We start from the raw sequence: 23,771 nt of genomic DNA on the forward strand, positions 1-23,771 counted from the left end.
ACTCCCTGTTTGCAAGGGCTTGTTCAGCCGCAGTTTCCGCTCTAAGTACCTTTAGGTGTCTTGCATTGTTCGTGAAAGTAGGCACTTAAAAGTAACTAGATTACTTTAACCGCGAGGATAATCCACGATGAAGAGCGTCCAGCCCCCCTTATGCCCGATGGAGGCGCTTCTGCGTGTCATTACAGGCCCTTGGACGATCTATATACTCTGGGTTCTGTCCGAGCAGGGACCGCAGCGTTTCGGCGCGCTCAAGCGTTTGGTGCCCGGAATTTCCACTCGCGTTCTGACCGAGAGGCTGAGAATGCTGGAACATGCTGGCGTTGTTTGGCGCGAGCAGGCCATGACCATCCCACCCGCTGTCACATACGGACTGACTGAGCGCGGCGCGGAACTGCGCGGCGTGCTGGACAAGCTTGGCTCGATCGCACGCCGCTGGGAGGCCGAGGGTGCCTTTGTCGGGACCGCAAGCGCGGCAGAATGACGGTACCCCTCCTGTTCGCGGGATAATCCCGCGCCCGAGAACAACTCAGGCAGAATCAGACCCGAAGCTCATGACGAATTGAAAACGGCGCTAGAAAAAGCCGCCAAGCGGCGCTTGGTGGGGTAGATCCGCACAGCTTTACGCTTTGCTGCTAAATCAACTTCTATCTACTATACTCACTAGACGGTACAGTAAAGCTTGTAACCGCCTAGTCCTGCCTGGGATAGAGAGAACGAGATGCGCGAGAGAAAGTTGGCCGACGTCATGGTTGGTGCGCGCGAGGTCTTCTTCCGATGCGGTTATGAAGGAGCCACGGTCGATGCGATTGCCGCCGAGGGAAAAGTGTCGAAGGCAACCATGTATTCGTATTACCCGACCAAGGAGCAACTGTTCCTGAGCGTGGTTGAATCCGAGTGCGGTCGGCTTGCGGACGAAATCCTCCGGCCCTTGACCGCGTCTTTGGAGCCGCGCGCCCGGTTGGAAGAACTCGCCCTGCGCATGGTCGACCTCATCTTGGACGACACCTACATCCGTCTCCTGCGAACGTGCATCGGCGCCTCCGAGGCGCTTCCCGAAGTGGGTGAGGTGTATTTTCGCGCAGGCCCGAAACCGGCCCGCGAACTCGTCGGGCGGGTTCTGGAGCGCCTTACGCGCGAAGGCGCGCTCGATGTCGATGACGCCCGGCGCGCGTCCGATCACTTCATACACCTTTGCGTTTCGGGGCTACTTATGCCGCGCCTTCTCGCAGTGAAACGACCAGTCCACCGCGAGAAACATGCGCGCGAAGCGGTCGCTGCATTCCTGCGACTTTACGGTAGCGGCCACAGAGACAAATTTTCAGATTGAGCTCGCTTGCCAAATACGGGGCAGCGCATTAGTTCGCCCAATGACTTAACCGACCGGACGGTACAGGGTGACTGCACAAGTGGAAAAGCAACCGAAGAACGCCTCGCCAAAGATTCTCGGCGCTGCGCGGGCGATTGCGCTGCGAGAAGGCGCGGGAAAGATCACGATCGACGCCGTCGCTCGGGAATCCGGCCTCAGCAAGGGTGGGGTGTTGTACAACTTCCCCACCAAGAAAGCGCTTCTGGCCGGGCTGCTCGACGAAATGCTCGCGGAGCACCGCGAACGTCTGGCGTCGGTCCCGGAAGGGCACAGTTCCCGCACCCTGCGCGGTCATCTCGAGACAGTTCTGCAAGCCAGAAGCACCGATGATGACCTTTCGATGGCTATTCTCGCGGTTTCGGCGTCGGATCCGAATCTTCTGGACCCGCTGAGAAGAGAGCTGTCCCGTGATGTCGAGCGCATCCGTTCGGACGCGCAGGACGACACTGCGGCGATGGTTCTCTTTTTGGCGATCCAGGGTCTTCGTTTCCAGAGGCTCCTTCGCCTCGCGGATGGTGATGCCGATCAGCAAGACGCCGCCATCGACAGATTGTGGGACATGATAAATGAGCTTGAATAGAACCAGATACTTCCTAGGAGGTGCCGCTGGATTGGTCGCCCTCCTTCTCGCCATTGTCCTTCTTGTGCAATTCAACCCGGACATCGCATCCAAGGTCTTCGCGCAGACTACGGATGAGGTTTCCGGTGCCGATGCGCAAGGAAGCGCCGAGCAAGATATGGCCCAGCCGGTCACGGTCGAAGTATCGCGTGCCGAGCTTCGCGATAGCGATAGAGCGCGCAGCCTGGCAGGCCGCGTGGAGCCCGCCCGGACCGTGGATATCGCCTTTCAGGTTTCGGGTCAGCTTTCCGACCTCACGGTAGATGCCGGGACTCGGGTTGAGAAAGGCGATTTAATTGCCGCGCTCGACCCAGTCGATTTCGAATTGGCCGTGGATCGGGCGCAGGCCTCTTTCGACCTCGCAAAATCCGAATACGATCGTGCGTTGAGTCTGACCGAGAAAGGGGTGGCGACCGACGCCCGACTTGAAACGAACCGCGCGCAGCTTGCTCAGGCAGAAGTCGCCCTGCGTGAAGCGGAGCGACGCTTGGCTCAAGCCACGATCACCGCGCCCTTTGACGCCATTGTCGCGCGCATCTTTCTGGAGGAGTTTTCGAACGTCACCCCTGCGGCTCCGATTGCCAGGTTGCAGGACATCAGTGAAATGCGGGTGCGGATTTCGCTGCCCGAGGAACTCGCTGCGATGGCACGGGCCCAGCCCGATGCATTCAGGGTAACCGCCTCTTTCCCCGCCGTGCCGGGGTATGACGCAACTCTGTATCTGCGGACATTCGTGACCGATGCAGACCCCACAGCCCAAACCTATGACGTAGAGTTTGCAATCGAGGGCGCCATCGACCCGAGATTGCTGCCCGGAATGACGGCGAATGTGCGCGTAGCCGCCGCCGCGGAGGGTGCGCAATCGCGGTTGGTAGTCGTCCCGGTCTCGGCGATCGACACGACGAGCCGGAGCGAGCCGTCCATCTGGCTGTATGACGAGGGGACCGGCCGGGTGTCCCGTAAGACGATCCGCCTGGGGCTGCCGAACGACGACGAAATCGTCGTGCTTGAGGGGCTCTCCGGAGACGAACTGGTTGTGTCCGGCGGGTGGTGGCGCCTGAAGGAAAACGAAACAGTCGCGGTTCGCGGCCTCTGAACGATCCTGGACCGGAAAACCGAAACCATGACAATGAGTATTTCCCGCGCAAGCATCCGACGTCCGGTCGCCGTTTGGCTGGCAATTATCTTTTGCCTTCTCGGCGGTTTGTGGGGGCTGAACACGGTCGGACGCCTCGAAGACCCGAGTTTCACGCTCAAGACGGCGCTCGTTTTCGTGCCCTATCCGGGCGCGACGGCGATGGAGGTGGAAGAGGAAGTCACCGATGTCGTGGAAAGCGCACTCCAACAGATGAAGCAGCTCGACCGGGTGGAATCGAAATCCATGCCGGGCATGGCCCAGATCACGGTCGAGATCGAGATGACCTATGGGCCCGACGAGATCCCACAGGTCTGGGACGAAATGCGCCGCCGCATCCGCGACATCGAAAGAGAGTTCCCCTCCGGTGCGCAGTCTCCGATCATCAATGACGATTTCGGCGACGTCTACGGCATGTTCTACGCTGTGACGGCCGATGGGTTGAGCGCCTCGGAACAGCGAGACCTCGCGACTAAACTGCGGCGCGGCTTTGTCACCGTCGACGGGGTGGCCAAGATCGAGGTTCAGGGGCTGGCGGAAGAGGAGATCATCATCTCGGTCCCTTCGGCGCGCCTGACCGAACTGGGGCTGCCACCGGACCAGATCCTCGGTATCATCGCCGACGAGAACCAGGTTTTCTCCAACGGCGAGATCAGCGAAGGGCTGTCTCGGCTAGGTGTGTCCGTTCCGCCGGGTTATGTCAGCGTCGAGGGCATTGAGGCGCTGCGGCTCGGCGCCCCCGGAGAGGTCGGGCAGATTGCGCTCTACGACATCGCCCGCGTGGTCCGAGAGGAGACAGAGCGGCCGAGCCAGATCGTGCGTCACAATGGCACGCGAGCTTTCACTCTTGGGGTCTCGGCGCTCGTGGACCGCAACGTTGTCGAGGTCGGCAGATCGGTCGAGGCACGACTGGACCAACTGAAGACCGAATTGCCGGACGGCGTCGAGATCGTACCGATCTATGAACAGCATAAGGTCGTCGACGAAGCGGTCTCGAGCTTTCTTGTCAGCCTCGGTCAATCCGTGGCCATCGTCATCGGGGCGCTGATGCTGACCATGGGTTGGCGCGCGGGTCTGGTGGTGGGTGCCACGCTGGGCCTAACGGTGTTTTCCACGCTGTTTTTCATGTCTGTCTTCGGCATCGAGATGGAACGGATCAGTCTTGGGGCGCTGATCATCGCTATGGGTATGCTGGTCGACAACGCCATCGTGATCGCCGAAGGCATGCTGATTGGCATGGCACGGGGCAAGTCCGCCGAAGACGCCGCCGCCGATACCGAGACCGCGACATCATTTCCTCTGCTTGGGGCTACCGTGATCGGGATCATGGCGTTCTCTGGAATTGGACTGTCGCCAGATGCCACCGGCGAATTTCTGTTTTCGCTTTTCGCGGTTATCGCGATTTCGTTGCTGATGAGCTGGATCCTCGCCGTGACCGTTACACCCTATCTTGGGAAGCTCCTTCTGAAGGCGCCAAAAAACACCTCCAAGGACCCCTATCGCGGCTTCGTCTATTCGGCCTACCGCGGTTTCCTCAGGCTGGCGCTGCGCGCCCGTGTGCTCGTCGTCCTGACGATCGTCGGAATCACGGTCTGGTCGGTCATGGCCTTTGGTCAGGTCAAACAGGCTTTTTTTCCGGCGTCGAACACCCCGATATTCTACGTCGAATTCCAGATGCCGCAAGGCACGGACATTCGAGTCACGAATGAAGAAATCGCTCGGCTGGAGGCGATCATCTTAGGCGAGGAGATCGTGACGGACGTGACGACGCTTGTCGGGCGAGGGGCCAGCCGCTTCATGCTGACCTACAACCCTGAGCAGGCCGATGCGAGCTACGGTCAGCTGATCGTGCGTGCGACCGATGCCACACTCATCCCCGATGTTGCGGCGCGTCTCAATCGTGAACTGCCGGCGCAATTCCCCAATGCTCTTATCCGCGTCGAGGAGATCGTCTTCGGTCCGCCTGCCGGGGCCGATGTCGCCGTCCGGTTTTCCGGACCCGATCCAGTTGTCCTCCGGCAGCTATCGGATAACGCGCTTGCGATCTTCGACGAGGCCGGCACGATCACAAACCCGCGCACAGACTGGCGGCAGCGCGAAATTCTCGTCGAACCCATCGTCGACGAGGCTCGCATGCGGTTGGCCGGTGCGACTCGCGGATCGATTTCCGACACCGTGCAATACGGCACCTCGGGCCTGCGGGTGGGCACCCTGCGCGAAGGCGATGCCGAAATCCCTATGTATCTGCGGCTTCCCGAGGTCGAGCGCGACGGGCTGGACCGTTTGCGCGACCTCTCGGTCTGGTCGCCGGGGGCAAATGATTATGTGCCGATGGCCAACCTCGTCTCCAGCTTTGAGCCCCGCCTCGTCGAGGCGCTGATCCACCGGCGCGACCGGGCGCGAACGATCACGGCTCTTGGCGGCGCGCGACCGGATCTGACTGCGAACGAAGCCTTCAACAGCGTGCGCGACGAGATCGAAGCGATGCGGCTCCCCGACGGCTATTCGATGGAGTGGGGTGGCGAATACGAAAGCCAGCAGATGGCCAACGAAAGTCTCGGCAAGCAGCTTCCGATCAGCCTCATTGTGATGCTGACGATCTCGATCCTGATGTTCAACAAGGTGCGCCAGCCGCTGATATTGTGGCTCGTCGTACCGATGTCGGTCACAGGCATGGTTCTCGGTCTGCTGTTCACGGGGCTCCCGTTCACGTTCACGGCGCTTCTCGGCTTCTTGTCCCTTTCCGGGATGCTGATGAAGAACGCCATTGTGCTGGTGGAAGAAATCGATCAGCAACGCGCCGAAGATGTCGAGGACTATCAGGCGGTGATCGATGGCTCGGTCAGCCGTTTGAGGCCCGTCGTGCTGGCTGCGGGCACAACGATTTTCGGTATGATTCCGCTCATATCAGACGCCTTCTTCGCATCGATGGCTGTCACAATCATGGGTGGCCTCGCGTTCGCCTCGATCCTGACACTGGTCGCGGTGCCGGTATTGTATGCGCTGTTCTTCTTGATCAAGCCGCCTAAACAAGAAAACGCTCCTTCAGGTTCCCCAGCGACAGCCTGAACGCAGATGCAGTTATAAGCGCTTCTCTGAGCGCCCTCGACCCGTCTTAAGGACGTGACCTGCCCCCCGCGAAATCCCTCATCATGATGTAGAGTCTGCCCAACCTTGAAGGAGCAGACGAATGCGAAAGAGCCGTTTTACCGAGGCGCAGATTATCGGGATGATCAAGGAGCAAGAGGCGGGCATGCCGACGGCCGAACTGTGCCGTCGTCACGGGCTGAGCCCGTCCACGTTTTACAAGCTGAAAGCCAAATACGGCGGCATGGAGGTGTCAGAAGCCGCCCGGCTGAAGGCGCTGGAAGACGAGAACACCAAGCTCAAGCGCCTGCTGGCCGATACGATGCTCGACAACGTGGTCCTGAAAGATCTTTTGGGAAAGAACTGACGACGCTGACCAAGCGGCGAGAGGCAGCGCTCAGAGCGATGCGGGATCACGACATCTCGCAGCGCCGGGCCTGCCGGCTTGTCGGTGTCGATCCAAAGACGGTCCGGCGCGAACGCCCGCCGGATTGCCCCGAGATCCGCAAAGAGATGCAGGAGATTGCAGGCAAGCGACGTCGGTTCGGCTATCGTCGGATCGGCGTCCTGCTCGAACGCAAGGGCATGATCATGAACCACAAGAAGCTGTATCGGCTCTACCGGGAGGAAGGTCTCTCGGTGAAGCGACGACGTGGCCGCAAACGGGCCCGCGGCACACGCACACCGATGCCGGAGGCGGCGCGCCCAAATGCGCGGTGGTCGCTGGACTTTCTGTCGGACAGCTTTGGTGCTTCACGCAAGTTCCGCATCCTGGCAGTGATCGACGATTGCTGCCGCGAAAACCTGTGCCTCATGGCCGACACCAGTATCTCGGGAGCCCGTGTCGCCCGCGAGCTGGATGCGCTGGTGCGGGTCTACGGAAAACCAGGTTGCATCGTCAGTGATAACGGCACGGAGTTCACAAGCCGGGCCATCCTGAAATGGGCCGACCAGAACGATGTGCCGTGGCATTACATCGACCCAGGGAAGCCACAGCAGAACGCCTTCATCGAGTCGTTCAACGGCAGCCTGCGCGACGAGCTATTGAACGAGGAGATCTTTGACACCCTGAACGATGCCCGGCGAAAGCTGGCGCTATGGCGATATGACTACAATGCCGTCAGGCCGCATTCGTCGCTCGGAAACCAGACGCCACTGCAAGCGCGCCGAGCGCTTGAGCAATTTGAGGGCTCCGCGCCCGGCGCGCTTGCCCAAACCGAAACCCATGATTATCAAGATCAAACCCGCAGACTCTCGTTATGAACGAGGGACCGAAGGGGGGCAGGTCAGACGGTGTAGGCATGTTCCGTCGCCTCAAGCGCGCCTTCGAGAAAACCGCCGAATGTCGGTGCCGCCAAAGACGAGCGCTTCGTCCCACAGGCCTGAAAGAACGCACCGCAGGCCATAGTTCGGGTGGGCAAAAAAGACAGCGGAACTGCGGCTGGCAGCACGCCAGGCGCACTCCCGCTCCATGGTCTAGGCCTTCAAGGCATGGACCGAGGCCCAACTGCTACGCATTCCCGGCAAGGGCGATCTCGCGAAGGCCTTGAGCTATGCTGAAATCTGGGTGATGCGGCTTGATCACGCGGCGCGGTTTTCGGTGTCGTTCTCGGCGACACCGTCGGTGAATGTGACGCCTTCGATGACCAAAGGCAACTGGTTCGCGCCCTTCAGGCGGCGCCATGTTTTGGCGGCGGTCTGAACGAGCTTGAACACCATCAGCTTCGCTGTCGTTTGCGACAGCGCCCCCTTGGTTCGGACGGTCCTGTGCCGGACGGTGGCGAAGACGCTTTCGATTGGGTTGCCCGTGCGCAGGTGATCCCAATGGTCGGCCGGGAAGTCATAGAACGCCAGCAGCGCGTCGCGGTCTTTTGTCAGGCAGTTTACCGCCTTCTCGTATTTGATCCCATATTTCTCGGCGAAGATGTCCATGGCGGCCTTGGCCTTAGCGCGGGTCTCGGCCTGCCATATCTCGCGCAGGTCGGCCTTCACCGTCGGCTGCATCGATTTCGGGAACTTGTTCAGCACGTTGGCGATCTTGTGGACCCAACAGCGCTGATGACGCGTGCCGGGGAAGACCTCGTCGAGCGCCTTCCAGAACCCCATGGCCCCGTCTCCCACGGCGATCTCCGGCGGGACGGCAAGGCCGCGGGCCTTGATGTCGACCGGCAACTCGCGCCAACTCTGCGCGCTTTCCCGAACGCCGATCTGGAAGCCGACCAGTTCCTTCTTCCCTTCGGGCGTGGCGCCCAGAATGACCAGCATGCACTCGGCCTGCGGCTCCATCCGGGCCTGGAGGTAGACGCCGTCCGCCCAGATGTAGACATACCGCCGCGCCGAAAGATCACGGCGCTGCCAGCGGTCATGTTCCTGCTGCCATTCCCCGGTCAGGCGCGAGATTACGCCCGGCGACAGGTTTGGCGCCTCCGCCCCCAAGATCGCAGAGAGCGCCTCCCGGAAGTCGCCGGTGGAAATGCCGCGCAGGTAGAGGACTGGCAGCAGGGCATCGAGGCTGCGCGACCGCCGCGCCCATTTCGGCAGGATGGCGGAGCTGAACCGCACCTTCTCGTCAGCAGGTCCGGCCGCGCGGTCTCGCACCTTCGGGCGGCGCACATCAAGCGCGCCGATCCCGGTCTGGATGCTTCGCTCCGGCCCATACCCATGCCGGACGATACGCTGCCGGCCATCCGGCAGGACCTCTTCGGCATGCTGAGCGACGAAGGCGTCAGCCTCTGCCCGAAGTGCAGCGGCCAGCATCCGGCGCGCCCCATCCCGGGCAATCTCGGTCAGCGGATCGTCAACAGATTCCGGCTGACGCAGGGCGATGATGTCGGTATTCTTCGTCATAGGCGTATCGTTCCTTCTGGAAGTTCTGGCAGGCTTCGACACCCGCCACGATACGCCGCCTTCTCAAACACCGTCACCCATTTCCCAGCATAGCTCGTTGCGAAGTGGCGGGGGGACAGATATGTCGTGCACGGACAAAAAGTCTGGATTTCTACCGCGCAGGTGGCAGACAAGATGTTGCTTCTGGCCAGAACAACGCGGCTTGAGGATGTGAGCAGCCCGACCGAAGGGCTGAGCCTGTTCTATACAGATCTCGACCGAAATTTCGTTGACGTGCGAGAGATCGAAAAGATGGGTCGAAAGGCTGTCGATTCTAACGAAGTCTTCATCGATGGGTTGCCGATTCCGGCTGAGGACCTGATCGGGGAGGAGGGCAAAGGCTTTAGACAAATTTTGCACGGGTTGAATCCCGAACGCATCCTGGTGGCCGGTGAATGCATCGGTATTGCGCGCAACGCACTGGCGCGAGCGGCGCATTATGCAAACGAACGTGTGATTTTTGACCGCCCGATCGGCCAAAATCAGGGTGTTCAGCATCCACTCGCCAAAGCCTGGGCGCGGGTGGAATCTGCCAATCTCATGGTGATGCACGCTGCAGCCCTCTACGATGCGGGAGAACCCTGCGGCGTCGAGGCGAACGCTGCCAAGCTTTTGGCCGCCGACGCCGCGGTTGAGGCGACCGAAGCCGCGCAAATTACATTTGGCGGATTCGGATACGCCAAGGAATATCACGTGGAGCGACTGGTACGGGAAGCTCTGCTGTTCCGCATCGTACCGGTGACACCGCAGATGCTTTTGTCGTTCATAGCAGAAAAAGCCCTTGGACTTCCAATGTCTTACTGATCTGAGATAACGGGCGGGGCTGGTGGGAAAAGGTGTCTTGACCAATTTTCTAACGCGCGTTAGATTAGTGACAACTGCCCCTTAAGGGGAATGGGAGGAGGCGTCATGCATAAGACGCAGTTCGGGTCTTCGAAGGAGGACCTGTCGAAACGTGCAACCGTTTACGCGAGCGATTTATTCAGCGGCAAAACCGTTGTGGTGACCGGCGCTGGAGGCGGATTGGGGCTGGCAATTGCGACCCTGTTCGCGAGGCTCGGGGCCAATCTGGCGATCAATGGACGCAACGAAGAGAAACTGGCTTTGGCGAGGGAGTTCCTCGAAAGTTTCGGGGGTAAAGTCTTCGCTGTGCCAATGACCATCCGGGAGCCTGAGCAGGTCGAGGATTTTGTCGCCAAGACGAACCAGGAGTTCGGGGCGATTGACGTATTGGTGAACAATGCTGGGGGTCAGTTTCCGCAAGCAGCGTTGGAGTTTAGTCCAAAGGGCTGGAATGCGGTCATAGACACCAACCTGAACGGCACGTGGTGGATGATGCAATCCACGGCGCGCCACTGGGTCGCCAACAAGCAATCGGGCTCCATCGTCAACATCGTGGCCGATATCTGGCGCGGCATGCCCGGCATCGCGCATACCTGTGCGGCCCGGGCAGGGGTAGTTTACCTGTCCAAGTCGGTTGCGGTGGAGTGGGCTCCGCACGGTATCCGAGTGAACTGCGTGGCGCCGGGTTGCTGCGAAAGCAACGGTTTCGGGAACTACCCTCCGGAGGGTTCTGCGACCTTTCAGGACTCCAATCCGATGCGGCACGCCGGGGACGAATGGGATGTCGCTGAAGGGGTTGTCTATATGGCGGCGAATTCAGGGAAATTCGTAACCGGTGAAGTTCTGAACATCGACGGTGGGCAGCAATTGTGGGGGGATCCATGGCCAACGGGGCGGCCGGACTACTTCCGGATTACCTGATGATGGCCGTGAACCTTAGGGGGACAACGGGATCTAGATGACGACAAAGACTAAAACAGCAATCGGAGCCGATGATGGGGCGATACTGGAGTGCAGCGGGGTCGAACGACGGTTCGGCGGCATCGTCGCTGTCACCGGTGTGGACCTTGTTATCCGGCAAGGGGAAATCTTTGGACTTGTCGGTCCGAATGGCAGCGGCAAGACAACACTGACGAACGCAATTACCGGATTTTATCCGCCAAACGAGGGCAAAGTCCGGCTGGCAGGAAAAGACATCACGGGCACAGCGCCTCACAAGGTTGCCAAGCTTGGGGTTGCCAGGACGTTCCAAAATCTTGCCCTGTTCAACGGGATGAGCGTTCTGGACAACATCCTGCTCGGGCGGCACATCCACATGAGCCCAGGCGTTTTGCGTACGGCGCTATATTGGTGGGCAGCACAGCGTGAAGAAATCGAGAACCGTAAAATCGTCGAGGAGGTGATCGAGTTTCTGCAACTCGAGAGCATCCGGCATGAGTTGGTCGATGGTCTTCCGATCGGGTTGAAAAAACGGGTCGAGCTGGCGCGGGCATTGGTGGCCGAGCCACAAATGCTGATTCTCGATGAACCGATGGCCGGCATGAACCAGGAAGAGAAAGGGTATATGTCCCGTTTCATTCTGGATGCCCGTGCCGAACGCGGCGTCAGCGTTCTGCTGATCGAACACCATATGGATGTCATCACCGGCATTTGTGATCGGATGCTGGCACTGAATTACGGTGAAATGATCGCCAGTGGCATCCCCAAGGAGGTTGTGAAGGACCCGCGGGTCATCGAGGCATATATCGGAGGGTCGCATGACTGATTTTACGAAGAACCGGTCTTCAGGCGGCGAAACGATTGGTGCACTTCTGGCGAAGAACGCGTCGCTCCACGGAAAGGATATCGCCCGTCGCGAAAAAGAGCGTGGGATATGGAAAGAAACCACCTGGGCGGAATACGCCCAAGAGGTGGTGGCCTGTGCGGCTGGGCTTGAAAAAATCGGCGTGAAGCCTGGCAAAGCAGTGCTTGTTCTGGGCGATAACCGTGCGCGGCTCTATGGCGGCATGCTGGCTGTTTCGTTGCTTGGTGCCTATGCAATGCCTGCCTATCCCGGCGCGACGCTCGAAGAACTCCGGCACTTTCTTGGCGAAGTGGAGATCGTCGCGGCTATTGCGGAAGATCAGGAACAGGTTGACAAGATCCTGGAACTGAAGGACGCCGGCGCCGAGGGCATCGACCACATCATTTATGATGAAGCGCGCGGTCTTGGCTTCTACGAGGTTGAAGGGCTGATGTCCTGGGATCACCTGATCGAAGTTGGTCAGCACGATCTGAACGAAACCCCGGGCCTGCGTGAGGAACTGCTTAGTCGTGCGAAGCCGGAAGATCCGGCCATTTTTCTGCACTCCTCCGGAACGACGGGCGCGCCGAAGGGCATCGTACTGAGTCAGAAGAACGTTCTTGCTGCTGCTCGGAATGGACATGCGGCGGGTGCCTTCGACGAAAATGAGGAGATCCTCGCGTACTTGCCGATGGCCTGGGTGGGAGACTACGCCATAACCGTTGCCGCGGCACTCCTTTGGCGTTTCACCGTGAATGTGCCTGAGCGCCAGGAAACGGTCGTGCGCGACATGCGCGAGATCGCTCCGACCTTCTATCTGGCGGCGCCGAGAAGCTGGGACCAAATGCTGACGACAATCCAGGTGGGTATCGAGAATTCGACCCCTTTCAAGAAATGGCTGTATCATTTCTTCATGGATCGGGCCATCGCCGCTGAGACACGCAAGCTGAACGGAAAAAGCGGTGGTATATTGGAGCCTTTGGGCCGACTTTTGGGTGAGGCAATTGTTTTCGGTCCGATCAAGGACCAGTTCGGAATGAGCCGCCTCAAGAACGCGTTCACCGGCGGCGAAGCGATCGGCGAAGACACCTTTGTTTTCTACCGAGCCTTGGGAATCAAATTGCGCCAACTCTACGGCCAAACCGAAAACAGCGCGATCAATGCAATTCAGTCTCCGGGTGAAGTGCGCCTTCATACGGTTGGCAAACCCGCGCCCGGCGTCGAGGTGACCATCGCCGAGGACGGGGAGATCTTGGTACGCTCGGACAGCGTATTCGAAGGGTACTTCAACAAACCCGAAGCGACCGCCGAAGCCCTTGAGGGCGGGTGGCTGCATACAGGTGATGCCGGGTATTTGGAGGAAGATGGACACCTGGTTGTTCTGGGGCGCGTCTCCGAGGTCATGCATACGGCCGGAGGCGAGCGGTTTGTGCCAAACTACATCGAGAACCGGTTGAAATTCAGCCCTTATATTAAGGATGCTGCCGTAATCGGCGCCGGACTTGACGAATTGACGGCTATGGTCTGCGTGGATTTCGAAGCCGTTGGCCACTGGGCAGAGGTGAACGGCGTGCCCTATGTGTCTTATGCCGATCTTTCTCAGCGTGAAGAGGTCGCGACGTTGCTTCGCGAGGCCTTCCAACGGGTCAACAAGGCCGTCACCGAACCATTGCGCCTGCAACGCTTTGTCAGTCTGCCGAAAGAATTCGACCCGGACGATGGCGAAATCACGCGAACCCGAAAACTGCGGCGGAAGGTCGTTCAGGAACGCTATGCCGACGTGATCGCAGCGCTCTACGACGGTTCAAAAGAGGTCCATGTAAGCGCGCAGGTGACTTACGAGACCGGGGAAGTAGGGAAGGTCGAAAGAAGCCTTCCCATCAGGGAGGTATAAATGGACTGGGTCTTTCTATCAGAGCTTGCGATCAACGGAGCCTTGACGGGTCTGCTGTACTCGCTATTCGCCATCGGCCTTGTGCTGATTTACAAGGCATCTTCGGTGCCCAATCTGGCGCAGGGCGGGTTGACCATGGTCGGGGCCTATGTGGTCCTGGCGCTGGCACGCGACGTGGGTTTACCCTTGTGGCTGGCCATCCCTCTGGCTGCGGTTGTCATGTTCGGCCTTGGGTTCGGCATTGAGCGTGTTGCTCTGCGCCGTCTCGCAGGTCGGCCGGTTGTCATGATCTTGATGCTGACACTCGGCCTCGACATTTTCCTGCGGGGTACAACGCTTGCGATCTGGGGCGGGACGTCGCGTTCGATGGAATTGGGCGTCAGCTATGATCCGCTGTTCCTGGGCGACATATTCATCAGCCGCATCCATCTGGTTGGTGCCGGTGTTGCGCTCGTCTTGTTTGTCGCCTTCATGCTGTTTTTCCGAACCCGGACCGGGATCAAGTTGCGGGCGATCGCGGATGATTACATGGCTTCGTGGTCGGTCGGCATCTCGGTTGAACGCGGAGTTGGCTTTTCTTGGGCGCTGGCATCCGTTGTTGCCGTCGCCGCAGGCGTTATATGGGGCGAGATTCAGGGTGTCGATCAGGCGCTGTCGCTGTTGCTTCTCAAAGGTCTGACGGTTGCCGTTCTCGGTGGTCTCGACAGTATCCTTGGCGCCGTGATCGCGGGCATCATCCTGGGCGTCGTCGAAAACGTTGGCGCTGATTTCCTCGATCCGCTTGTCGGAGGCGGAAGCCGTGAGCTTATCGTCGCTGCCGTGCTCATTCTTACGGTCATGATCCGTCCGCACGGGCTGTTCGGTCGTCACGACATCGAAAGGGTGTAAGGAATGTTTTACGGACTTTCCGGCGTCCATCACGCCAACTACGTTTCGGATAGCCGAATCTTCAAGGTACCTGCTGACAGGAATCTGGCTGCATTTATCTTCCTGATCGGCATTGCCGCGCCATTCATCATACCTTCGCTTTACCTGAACAGTTACATGCTTCCGTGGCTGATCTGGACGGCGGCCGCTTTGGGGCTGAACCTGGTGACAGGTTGGGCGGGGCAGCTTCACCTGGGCTACGCCGCGGTCATGGCGGTCGGCGCCTATTCGGCGATCCATGCCGCGCGTTTCGGGGTGCCGTGGGAATTCGCGCTGATCATCGGCGGGTTGACGTCATCCGTGATCGGCAGCCTGTTTGCTTTTGCCGCTTTGCGGGTCAAGGGACTGTACCTCGCCCTTACCACTCTTGCGATGCAATTTGTGATGGACTGGGTTCTGACCCACTCTCCGGCGATCTCGGGGGGCTCACACGCGTCGCTCCAGTCACCGACATTGGCGCTGCTCGGGCAAGAGATTACCACTGATACTGGCTTCTACTATGTCGCCTTCGGCTGGTGTGTCTTGGTGACGATCTTCATGCTTAATCTCAAGCGTACTGGACTCGGTCGCGCTTTGGTCGCTGTCCGGGAAAAAGACTTTGCAGCCGCGATCCTGGGTGTGAACAGTTTCTACTACAAGATCCTGGCCTTCGCGACGTCGTCTTTCATCGCGGGCGTCAGTGGTGCGTTGCTTGTTGCCACCTTCTTCTTTCTTGCGGCACCTGAGCAGTTTTCGGTGAACGTGTCGATCCAGGTTCTTGCGATGGTGATTGTTGGCGGCCTTGGCAGCATTATCGGTTCCTATTTCGGTGTTGCCCTGATCCTTCTTGTTCCGGGTATCGTGAACGGTCTCGTCGTCACGCTGAGTGACGGGCTTGGCATGCAGATCAACGTTGAAACGCTCGCCCACATCCCCAACGCGGTCTATGGCGCGCTGATCGTCATTGTCCTTCTGATCGAACCGCTTGGTTTGGGAAAACTCTACGGCAACATCAGAGACTACCTGATGGTCTGGCCCTTCGATCAGTTCAAGAAATAAGGGAAATGCCGATGCAAGAAAAAAAAGTTGAAGCCCAGAACATTCTGTCCATGAACAGTGTCGAGGTGCTGTACGACAATGTAATGCTGGCGATCAAAGGTGTTTCGGTCCAGGTTCCTACAGGCGGGATGATCGCACTCTTGGGATCGAACGGAGCGGGAAAAAGCACCACGTTGAAAGCGATCAGCGGTCTTTTGAAGGCTGAGCGCGGACGCATCAGCCGAGGTGAGATAACGTTCCAGGGAGCGGACATTACCGAAGCGCTCGCGCAAAAACGCGTCGAGATGGGCATCTGTCATGTCATCGAAGGGCGACGAGTCTTCGAACACCTGACCCCCGACGAGAACCTGACCGCCGCCGCGCCGCACGGGATGTCCCGATCAACGCTGAATGCGGAAAAGGACAAGATCTACGGATATTTTCCGCGGCTTGCCGAACGCAAAAATTCGCAAGCAGGCTATTTGTCGGGTGGTGAGCAACAGATGCTTGCCATTGGGCGGGCCCTCGTGACCCAGCCGAAGCTGTTGATGCTTGACGAGCCAAGTCTCGGGCTTGCTCCGTTCCTGGTCGAGGAAATCTTCGGCATACTGCAAAAGATCAATAAGGATGAGGGCCTGTCCGTACTACTGGTGGAACAGAACGCCTTGGCGGCTCTGGAAATCGTGTCGCAAGGGTACCTTATCGAGAACGGCCGCGTCGTTATGCACGGCACCGCCGAGGCGCTCAAATCTAACTCCGACATTCAGGAGTTCTATCTAGGCGGCGGAGAGACCGATTTTCACAACGTCAAGCACTACAGCCGACGCAAACGTTGGCTGAGCTAACGTACTATTCGGAAACTGTTCAGGGAGGAACAAATGAAGAAACTTACCAAAGCGTTGGCCGTATTATCAATGTTCGGCGGAGCAATGTTTGGCACCCAGACGCTGGCCGAGCCATTCAAGATCGGCATCTGCTACGATCTCAGCAAAGCCTATACCTTTGCCACGCCGCAGGTTTCGCAGGCCGCGATGGACCTTGCCAAGCTCATCAACATGAAGGGCGGCATCGGTGGGGAACCGGTCGAAGTCATCGTGCGTGACCACGGGAACGAACCGCAGCGCGGAATCGAGTGCTACTCCAAGCTCAGCCGCGAGGGCGTCTTTGTCTTCGATACCCTGTCCACTCCGGTCTCTCTGGCTATCCTGCCGCGGGCCATGGAAGACGAGCGTATCCTGATGCAGTCGCTTGTCGGCCGAGGCGATGCCGTCGACGGCACCGTTTTCGAATGGGTCTATCCGGTCGGACCGACCTATTGGGGACAGGCGGCCAATGATGTTGCCTACATAAAGCAATTGCATGATGGCGACTTGTCGGACGTGAAGGTGGGGTTTGTGTATTTCGATTATCCTTTCGGACAGGAGCCGATCGAGATCCTGGAAACCTTGTCCGAAAAAGAGGGTTTCGAGCTTGAGCTTTACCCTGTGCCACTGCCTGGCAGCGACCAGGCCGGAGTGTGGTCCAAGGTGCGCCGCGACAAGCCCGATCATGTAATCGTCTGGATGTTGGGCGGTGCGCATGTGGTCGCGTCGAAGGAGATGCAGCGCAATCGCATTCCGATGGACAAGTACATCTCGGTCAACTGGTTGAACGAAGTCGATATCGCCAACATCGGTAAAGAGGCCGCCAAGGGTATCAAGCGCGGTACCAATGTCGTGGGCGGTCAGGATATTGCCCTGTATCAGGAAATCATGGCCGAGCTTTATGACAAGGGCGAGGGGTCCGGCCCGATCGAGAAGACGCAGGACGTTTTCTACAACACCGGTCTGGCGATGTATTCAATCATGTTCGAAGCCGCGCGCAGGGCGGCAGAACAGGAAGGCCTTCCGATAACCGCGGAGTCCTACAAAGCCGGACTGGAATCTCTTGAGGGATACGACGCGAACGGGCTGATGGCCCCCATTACGGTGACGGCCGAAGATCATGGCGGCGGCGGTAAGACCCGGATCGAGATGTGGGACGGGGAGACTTGGGTGCCGCAAACCGACTGGATCTCTGAGTACACGGACGTCGTGTGGGACGTGGTGAAAGAAAGTTCCTCAAAATACGAGCAGTGAATGACCAATAGCAGGAAGGGCGACGCTACGCGGGGCGGCAGCGGCGTTTATAAGACAGTATCACCGCCCCAAACCAAACCAACGGGAGAGAGAACATGAAAGTCACACAGCAAATTAAGGCAGTGGTCCTTGCTGCTGCGCTGGCAACAAGCGCGACTGTGGCCTCAGCGCAGGACAAGGAGCCGATCCGCTTCGGACTCTGCTTCGACCTCAGCAAGTCCTACACCTTCATTTCGCCTCAGGTGGCCCAGGCCGCTCAGGACCTCGCGATGTATACCAACGAAAACGGTGGTATCGAAGGGCATCCGGTGGAAATCATCGTGCGCGATCACGGCAACGAACCGCAGCGCGGCGTGGAATGCTACGAGCAGCTCAAGCGTGAAGGTGTATTCATTTTCAACATGCTCTCGACGCCGGTCACGAATGCGGTTCTGCCCCGTGCAATGAGAGACGGTAACATCCTGATGCAATCGTTCGTCGGTCGGGGTGACGCCGTGGATGGCGAGGTGTTCGAATGGGTTTTCCCGGTCGGCCCGACCTATTGGCAGCAGGCGGCGAACGACGTTGCATTCATCAAGGAGCAGATGGGCGGTGATCTGAGCGATGCGAAGATCGGGTTCATCTATCTGGACTACCCCTTTGGCCAGGAACCGATCGAGATCCTGAAAACGCTTTCCGAGAAGGAAGGGTTCGAACTGGAGCTTTATCCCGTGCCGCTTCCCGGGTCGGATCAAGCCGGCGCATGGAGCAAAATCCGCCGCGACAAGCCCGACTATGTGATCAGCTGGCTACTGGCGGGCGGACATGTGGTCGCCTCGAAGGAAATGCGCCGCAACCGTTTCCCGATCGACCGCTATCTGTCGGTGAACTGGCTGAACGAAGTCGATATCGCCAATATCGGCGCGGAAGAGGCGAAAGGCATCCTGCGCGGGACCAACGTGGCCGGCGGCCAGGAAGTCCCGCTCGTCAAGACGATGCTGGACACCTACTATGCCAATGGCGAAGGCAGCGGCCCCGAGAGCTTGGTGCACGATGTCTACTACAACACCGGTCTTGCGATCTATTCGGTCGGTTTCGAAGCTGCCCGTATCGCGATCGAGGAGAACGGATGGCCGTTGACGCCAGAGAGCATGAAAGCGGGCTATGAAGCGATCGAGAACTTCGACGGCAACGGTCTCATGGCGCCGGTCACGGTGACCGCGGAAGACCATGGCGGCGGTGGCAAGACCCGGGTCGAACAGTGGGATGGCGAGACCTGGGTTCCGCTTACCGACTGGAGCGCCGATTACCTCGATATCGTTTGGGAAGTGATCAAGGAAAGCTCCGAGTCGTTCTCAGTCGAATGAACACAAGCATCCCCGCGGCACCCATGCCGCGGGGATTTTTCGCACAAATACAGTCCATGAATAACGAAGTTAATGCTATGAGCCCCATTGATGTGAAGATCGAAGACGGCATCGCAACCGTCTGTATCAACCGGCCCGAACGCAAGAACGCACTTTCCGTGGCCGCAACGAACGGGCTGACGGATGCCTGGGAGAAGATCGAGGCGGATGACAGCATTCGCGCGGCAATACTGACCTCGGCCGATTGCGGCGTGTTCTGTGCCGGGCTGGATCTGAAGGAAGCCACCCAGATCGCGCGGGACGAGGGTGTCGATATCCTGTCCAAGATGCGCGATCCGTTTCACGAAACCATGCGCGCCTGCAAGAAACCGATCATCGCGGCGATGACCGGGTCTTTGATGGCGGGCGGCATGATGCTGACCTTGAATTGCGATCTGCGGGTCGGTCTCAAGGGGACCAAGGTCGGTATCACCGAAGTAAAGATCGGTCGTGGATCGCCCTGGGCATCGCCGGCATTGTCCATGCTGCCACAGCCCATCCTTATGGAGATCGTTCTGACCGGCGACCTGATGCCGATCGAGCGCCTGCACGAATACGGGTTCACCAACTATATCGAAGACACCCCCGATGCTGTCCGCGCACGGGCCTTCGACCTTGCCAAACGCATTGCCAGCGCGGCCCCGCTGTCGGTTGTTGCCGCGAAAGGCAGTGTTCGCGCAACCATGGATCTGGGCTGTGCCGGTGGTCTGGAAGAGGGCAAGCGCCTGCACGAAGTGGTTTACGCCAGCAACGACGCGATTGAAGGCCCCAAGGCCTTCGCTGAAAAACGAGCACCCGTCTGGACTGGGACCTGATGGAGGCTTGAATGACTGAACTTATTCGTCTGGACAGGGAAGGCCCTGTCGGAATCCTGCGGTTTCTTCAGCCGACAAAACGCAACCCTTACAGCATCGGGTTCGTCGAAGAACTGGTGGCGCTCCTGCGCGAAGCCGAACGGGACGATACGATCCGTGTCGTTGTTATGACCGGTGGCGATCATTTCAGCAGCGGCGGCGATCTTGTCGGGTTTCAGTCTGAGATCGCGAAAGGCGCAAGGGCGACATCGGAAATGGTGGACCGCGTGCACGATGGCGGACGCGCGGCCTATCTGTTTTGTAAACCCTTGATTTCCGCGGTATGCGGCGTGGCTTTTGGCGCGGGTCTAAGCCTGGCCTTGTCGGCGGACATTGTCGTTGCTGCCGAAGATGCCCGGCTGTGCGAAGTTTTTGCGCGCGTCGGCGGCTGTCCTGACACGGGATCTAGCTGGCTGCTTCAACAGCGTGCCGGTGCGGGGGTGGCGCGGATGCTGGTGCTCACGGGCCGTGAAATCGACGGGCGCACCGCTAGGGACCTGCGCGTTGTCGAAGAATGCGTGCCGGCCAACCAGGTCGAGGTACGGGCGTTGGAAATTGCCCGCGAGATTGCAACGCACCCGATGTTTGGCGTTCAGACCGCCAAGCGTGTGATGCGCGCCGCAGCCGAGTGCAGCTATCTCGAGGCGCTGGATATCGAGCGCGATGCCCAAAGCGTTTTGCTGTGCGCGCATGACTTTCCCGAGGCGATGAAAGCGTTTTCGGAAAAAAGAGCTCCAGAATTCAAAGACCGTTAGCTCGGTTGAAACCTTATCGCAAAACTCAAGGAGACCACGCCAATGAAGGTACTCGTGCCGGTGAAACGCGTGATCGACTACAACGTGAAGGTCCGCGTCAAGGCGGATGGCAGCGGTGTCGATCTCGCCAACGTCAAGATGTCGATGAACCCGTTCGACGAGATCGCCGTCGAAGAGGCGATCCGCCTGAAGGAAAAGGGCGCTGCCGAAGAGGTCGTCGCCGTCTCGATCGGCGTCAAGCAGGCGCAGGAAACCCTGCGCACCGCGCTGGCCATGGGCGCCGACCGCGCCATCCTGGTGGTTGCCGCCGATGACGTGCACCAGGACATCGAGCCGCTGGCGGTGGCCAAGATCCTGGCCAAGGTCGTCGAAGAGGAAGAGCCCGGCCTGGTGATCTGCGGCAAGCAGGCCATCGACAACGACATGAACGCAACCGGCCAGATGCTGTCGGCGCTGATGGGCTGGAGCCAGGCGACCTTTGCCAGCGAGCTGAACATCGAAGGCGACGACGCCGTGGTGACCCGCGAGGTCGATGGCGGCCTGCAGACCATCAAGGTAAAGATGCCCACGGTCGTCACCGTCGACCTGCGCCTGAACGAGCCGCGCTATGCCTCGCTGCCCAACATCATGAAGGCCAAGAAAAAGCCGCTGGATGAAAAGACCGCCGCCGATTACGGCGTCGACGTCACCCCGCGCCTGACCGTGGTCAAGACGTCCGAGCCGGCCGAACGCGCCGCCGGTGAAATGGTGGGTTCGGTCGACGAGCTCGTGTCGAAACTCAAGGAAAAGGGGGCGGTGTGATGGCTGTTCTTCTTCTTGCCGAAGTCAACAATGGCGAACTGTCGATGGACGCGACGGCCAAGGCCGTGGCCGCTGCCAAGGACCTGGGTGACGTGACCGTGCTGTGTGCCGGCGCCTCGGCCGCCGATGCCGCGAAAGAGGCCGCCACCATCGACGGCGTGGCCAAGGTGCTGGTCGCCGAAGACCCCGCGCTGGGTCATCGCCTGGCGGAATCGACCGCCGACCTGATCGTGGGCCTGGCCGGTGACTACGACCACATCGTCGCGCCCGCCACCACCGACGCCAAGAACGTGCTGCCGCGCGTGGCCGCGCTGCTGGACGTGATGATGCTGACCGATGTTTCGGCCGTCGTCGACGCCGACACGTTCGAGCGCCCGATCTATGCAGGCAACGCGATCCAGACCGTGAAATCGTCGGATGCGAAAAAGGTGATCTCGTTCCGCACCGCCAATTTCGACGCGGCGGGCACCGGCAACTCGGCCTCGGTCGAAACGGTGGACGGCGCGCAGGCGTCGGGCCTGTCGCAATGGGTCGAGGACAAGGTTGCCGAAAGCGACCGGCCCGAACTGACCTCGGCCGGCGTGGTCGTGTCGGGTGGCCGTGGCGTCGGCTCGGAAGACGATTTCGCGCTGATCGAGAAACTGGCCGACAAGCTGGGCGCCGCCGTTGGCGCATCCCGCGCCGCCGTCGACTCGGGCTTTGCCCCGAACGACTGGCAGGTGGGCCAGACCGGCAAGGTGGTCGCCCCCGACCTTTACATCGCCGTCGGCATTTCGGGCGCGATCCAGCACCTTGCGGGCATGAAGGACAGCAAGATCATCGTCGCCATCAACAAGGACGAAGAGGCACCGATCTTCCAGGTCGCCGATTACGGCCTGGTCGCCGACCTGTTCGAAGCCGTGCCCGAACTGACCGAAAAGTTGTAAGTCATTGCAAAAATTATAAAAAGGCCCGCCTGATTTGTCGGGCCTTTTTGTACGAGCCGAATGGGCGGCGAGCGGATCGGACGGACTAGGATGCGCGCGGTCCTAAGCCTTGTGACGCCTCGTCAGAACGGCTCCGGTTCATTGTCAAGAAGCAAAACACTTGTTAGATTTTGGCTCAACACAAGCTTGAATCGATAGGAAAAATTCATGTCTCTGATCAAGAACTCCCCTAGCTGGGCAGTGGATGAACACAAGATGTTCGCCGATAGTACACGCAGGCTTTTCGATGCAGAGATGGCTCCGAAGATTGAAAAATGGGCGGAGCAGGGAATTGTTGACCGCGACTTCTGGAAAACAGTCGGTCAGCAGGGTGTCATGGGTGGCTCGATTGCCGAAGAATATGGTGGGTTCGGTGGCGGCATCGGGTTCGACGCGATTACCGTCTACGAGCAGGGGCGCACCGGTGATACGGGTTGGGGCTATGGGATTCAGTCCATCGTAATCCATTATCTCAACGCATATGGCAGTGAGGAACAGAAGAAAAAGTGGTTGCCGAAACTGGTCAGCGGCGACAGCGTTGCGGCGATTGCCATGACCGAGCCTGGAACGGGCTCTGACCTCCAGAACGTACAAACCTATGCGGAAAAGGATGGCAACCACTACAAGATCAACGGTTCGAAGATCTTTATCACAAACGGGCACACGGCGGATCTCGTTGTTATCGTGGCAAAGACCGATCGCAACGCCGGCGCTAAGGGCGTTTCATTGATCGTTCTGGAAACCGAGGGCACCGAGGGCTTTCGCCGGGGACGGAACCTGAAGAAACTGGGTATGAAAGGTTCGGATACTGCTGAGCTGTTCTTCGAGGATGTGCGCGTGCCCACGGCGAACCTGCTTGGTCCGGAAGAGGGGCAGGGGTTCTACCAGCTGATGAAGCAGCTGCCTTGGGAGCGGCTGATGATCGGCATTACCGCCCTCGGTTTTATTGATTTTGCGATCGATGAAACGGTGAAATATGTTCAGGACCGCAAGGCATTTGGAAGCCGGATCATGGACTTCCAGAATACACGCTTCAAACTGGCGGAATGCAAAACCAAGGCCGAATTGCTACGTTCTTTCGTAAATGACGGGATCGCGCGTCTTGAAGCGGGCGAACTTGATGCGGCCACGGCTTCGATGGCGAAATGGTGGGGCAGCCAGACGCAGAACGAGGTCATGCATGAATGCCTGCAACTTCACGGCGGTTACGGTTTCATGATGGAATACCCCATCGCGCGACTTTATGCCGACAGCAGGGTCCAGATGATCTATGGCGGCACCAACGAGATCATGAAGGAACTGATCGCACGTTCGCTGGATGTTTGATCCGTCGGGTG

General features: G+C 59.2%; 20 protein-coding genes and 1 pseudogene. 20 read left to right on the forward strand and 1 reads right to left on the reverse strand.

The annotated features are described in order from the left end of the window. The first annotated feature begins 127 nt into the window (after positions 1-127). The 6 genes from NANH_RS0123940 to NANH_RS0123970 all read left to right on the forward strand — a co-directional run bounded on the left by NANH_RS0123940 (position 128) and on the right by NANH_RS0123970 (position 7,470). Positions 128-481, forward strand: a complete 354-nt coding sequence (locus tag NANH_RS0123940; RefSeq protein WP_027264294.1) for a winged helix-turn-helix transcriptional regulator — start codon at positions 128-130, stop codon at positions 479-481. Positions 482-718: 237 nt separating this feature from the next. Next, entirely contained in the window at positions 719-1,327 is a 609-nt protein-coding gene (locus NANH_RS27205) for a TetR/AcrR family transcriptional regulator (protein ID WP_036051549.1), read from the forward strand. A gap of 67 nt (positions 1,328-1,394) precedes the next feature. Then, positions 1,395-1,946: a TetR/AcrR family transcriptional regulator gene (locus tag NANH_RS0123950; protein WP_027264295.1), complete on the forward strand. Its 552-nt coding sequence runs from the start codon at positions 1,395-1,397 to the stop codon at positions 1,944-1,946. Between the two features lie 31 nt (positions 1,947-1,977). After that, positions 1,978-3,081, forward strand: a complete 1,104-nt coding sequence (locus NANH_RS0123955) for an efflux RND transporter periplasmic adaptor subunit (protein ID WP_237267656.1) — start codon at positions 1,978-1,980, stop codon at positions 3,079-3,081. Positions 3,082-3,108: 27 nt separating this feature from the next. After that, on the forward strand, positions 3,109-6,189 hold the full coding sequence (locus tag NANH_RS0123960) for an efflux RND transporter permease subunit (RefSeq protein ID WP_027264297.1): 3,081 nt from the start codon (positions 3,109-3,111) through the stop codon (positions 6,187-6,189). Between the two features lie 121 nt (positions 6,190-6,310). After that, a protein-coding gene (locus NANH_RS0123970; protein ID WP_100165069.1) for an IS3 family transposase occupies positions 6,311-7,470 on the forward strand; the annotation gives its coding sequence in 2 pieces (ribosomal slippage) (positions 6,311-6,560 and positions 6,560-7,470; 1,161 coding nt in all). 318 nt (positions 7,471-7,788) lie between these two features. Here NANH_RS0123970 and NANH_RS0123980 read toward each other — a convergent pair. After that, a complete protein-coding gene (locus NANH_RS0123980) occupies positions 7,789-9,054 on the reverse strand; it encodes an IS256 family transposase (protein WP_027264277.1) in 1,266 nt (421 codons plus the stop codon). 108 nt (positions 9,055-9,162) lie between these two features. Here NANH_RS0123980 and NANH_RS27210 point away from each other — a divergent pair. The 14 genes and pseudogenes from NANH_RS27210 to NANH_RS0124050 form a co-directional block, all read left to right on the forward strand. Beyond that, a pseudogene (locus NANH_RS27210) lies at positions 9,163-9,897 on the forward strand (acyl-CoA dehydrogenase family protein); the annotation flags it as partial. A 105-nt stretch (positions 9,898-10,002) separates the two neighbouring features. Then, positions 10,003-10,857 (forward strand): SDR family oxidoreductase, encoded by an 855-nt coding sequence (locus tag NANH_RS0123990; RefSeq protein ID WP_027264300.1) that lies wholly within the window; start codon positions 10,003-10,005, stop codon positions 10,855-10,857. Positions 10,858-10,894: 37 nt separating this feature from the next. Beyond that, positions 10,895-11,701 carry an ABC transporter ATP-binding protein gene (locus NANH_RS0123995; RefSeq protein ID WP_027264301.1) on the forward strand — a complete coding sequence of 269 codons (807 nt, stop codon included), beginning with the start codon at positions 10,895-10,897 and terminating at the stop codon, positions 11,699-11,701. Then, positions 11,694-13,613: an AMP-dependent synthetase/ligase gene (locus NANH_RS0124000; RefSeq protein ID WP_027264302.1), complete on the forward strand. Its 1,920-nt coding sequence runs from the start codon at positions 11,694-11,696 to the stop codon at positions 13,611-13,613. Before NANH_RS0123995 ends, NANH_RS0124000 begins: the two co-directional genes overlap by 8 nt. Next, the gene (locus tag NANH_RS0124005) at positions 13,614-14,501 is read left to right on the forward strand and encodes a branched-chain amino acid ABC transporter permease (RefSeq protein WP_027264303.1); all 888 of its coding nucleotides are present in this window, start codon (positions 13,614-13,616) and stop codon (positions 14,499-14,501) included. 3 nt (positions 14,502-14,504) lie between these two features. After that, positions 14,505-15,578 carry a branched-chain amino acid ABC transporter permease gene (locus tag NANH_RS0124010; protein WP_027264304.1) on the forward strand — a complete coding sequence of 358 codons (1,074 nt, stop codon included), beginning with the start codon at positions 14,505-14,507 and terminating at the stop codon, positions 15,576-15,578. 5 nt (positions 15,579-15,583) lie between these two features. Next, a complete protein-coding gene (locus tag NANH_RS0124015; protein WP_370330538.1) occupies positions 15,584-16,402 on the forward strand; it encodes an ABC transporter ATP-binding protein in 819 nt (272 codons plus the stop codon). A 33-nt stretch (positions 16,403-16,435) separates the two neighbouring features. Then, the gene (locus NANH_RS0124020; protein WP_027264306.1) at positions 16,436-17,674 is read left to right on the forward strand and encodes an ABC transporter substrate-binding protein; all 1,239 of its coding nucleotides are present in this window, start codon (positions 16,436-16,438) and stop codon (positions 17,672-17,674) included. A 95-nt stretch (positions 17,675-17,769) separates the two neighbouring features. Further along, a complete protein-coding gene (locus tag NANH_RS0124025; protein WP_027264307.1) occupies positions 17,770-19,020 on the forward strand; it encodes an ABC transporter substrate-binding protein in 1,251 nt (416 codons plus the stop codon). 77 nt (positions 19,021-19,097) lie between these two features. After that, on the forward strand, positions 19,098-19,874 hold the full coding sequence (locus NANH_RS0124030) for an enoyl-CoA hydratase/isomerase family protein (RefSeq protein WP_027264308.1): 777 nt from the start codon (positions 19,098-19,100) through the stop codon (positions 19,872-19,874). A gap of 11 nt (positions 19,875-19,885) precedes the next feature. Continuing rightward, positions 19,886-20,668: an enoyl-CoA hydratase/isomerase family protein gene (locus NANH_RS0124035; RefSeq protein ID WP_027264309.1), complete on the forward strand. Its 783-nt coding sequence runs from the start codon at positions 19,886-19,888 to the stop codon at positions 20,666-20,668. Between the two features lie 42 nt (positions 20,669-20,710). After that, a complete protein-coding gene (locus NANH_RS0124040) occupies positions 20,711-21,469 on the forward strand; it encodes an electron transfer flavoprotein subunit beta/FixA family protein (protein WP_027264310.1) in 759 nt (252 codons plus the stop codon). Further along, the gene (locus NANH_RS0124045; RefSeq protein WP_027264311.1) at positions 21,469-22,395 is read left to right on the forward strand and encodes an FAD-binding protein; all 927 of its coding nucleotides are present in this window, start codon (positions 21,469-21,471) and stop codon (positions 22,393-22,395) included. The genes NANH_RS0124040 and NANH_RS0124045 overlap by 1 nt, the downstream gene beginning before the upstream one ends. A 207-nt stretch (positions 22,396-22,602) precedes the next feature. After that, positions 22,603-23,760, forward strand: coding sequence for an acyl-CoA dehydrogenase family protein (locus NANH_RS0124050; RefSeq protein ID WP_027264312.1), 1,158 nt, complete (start codon positions 22,603-22,605; stop codon positions 23,758-23,760). Positions 23,761-23,771 lie beyond the last annotated feature (11 nt).

It is taken from the genome of Sedimentitalea nanhaiensis DSM 24252, assembly GCF_000473225.1.
Classification (GTDB): Bacteria; Pseudomonadota; Alphaproteobacteria; order Rhodobacterales; family Rhodobacteraceae; genus Sedimentitalea; species Sedimentitalea nanhaiensis.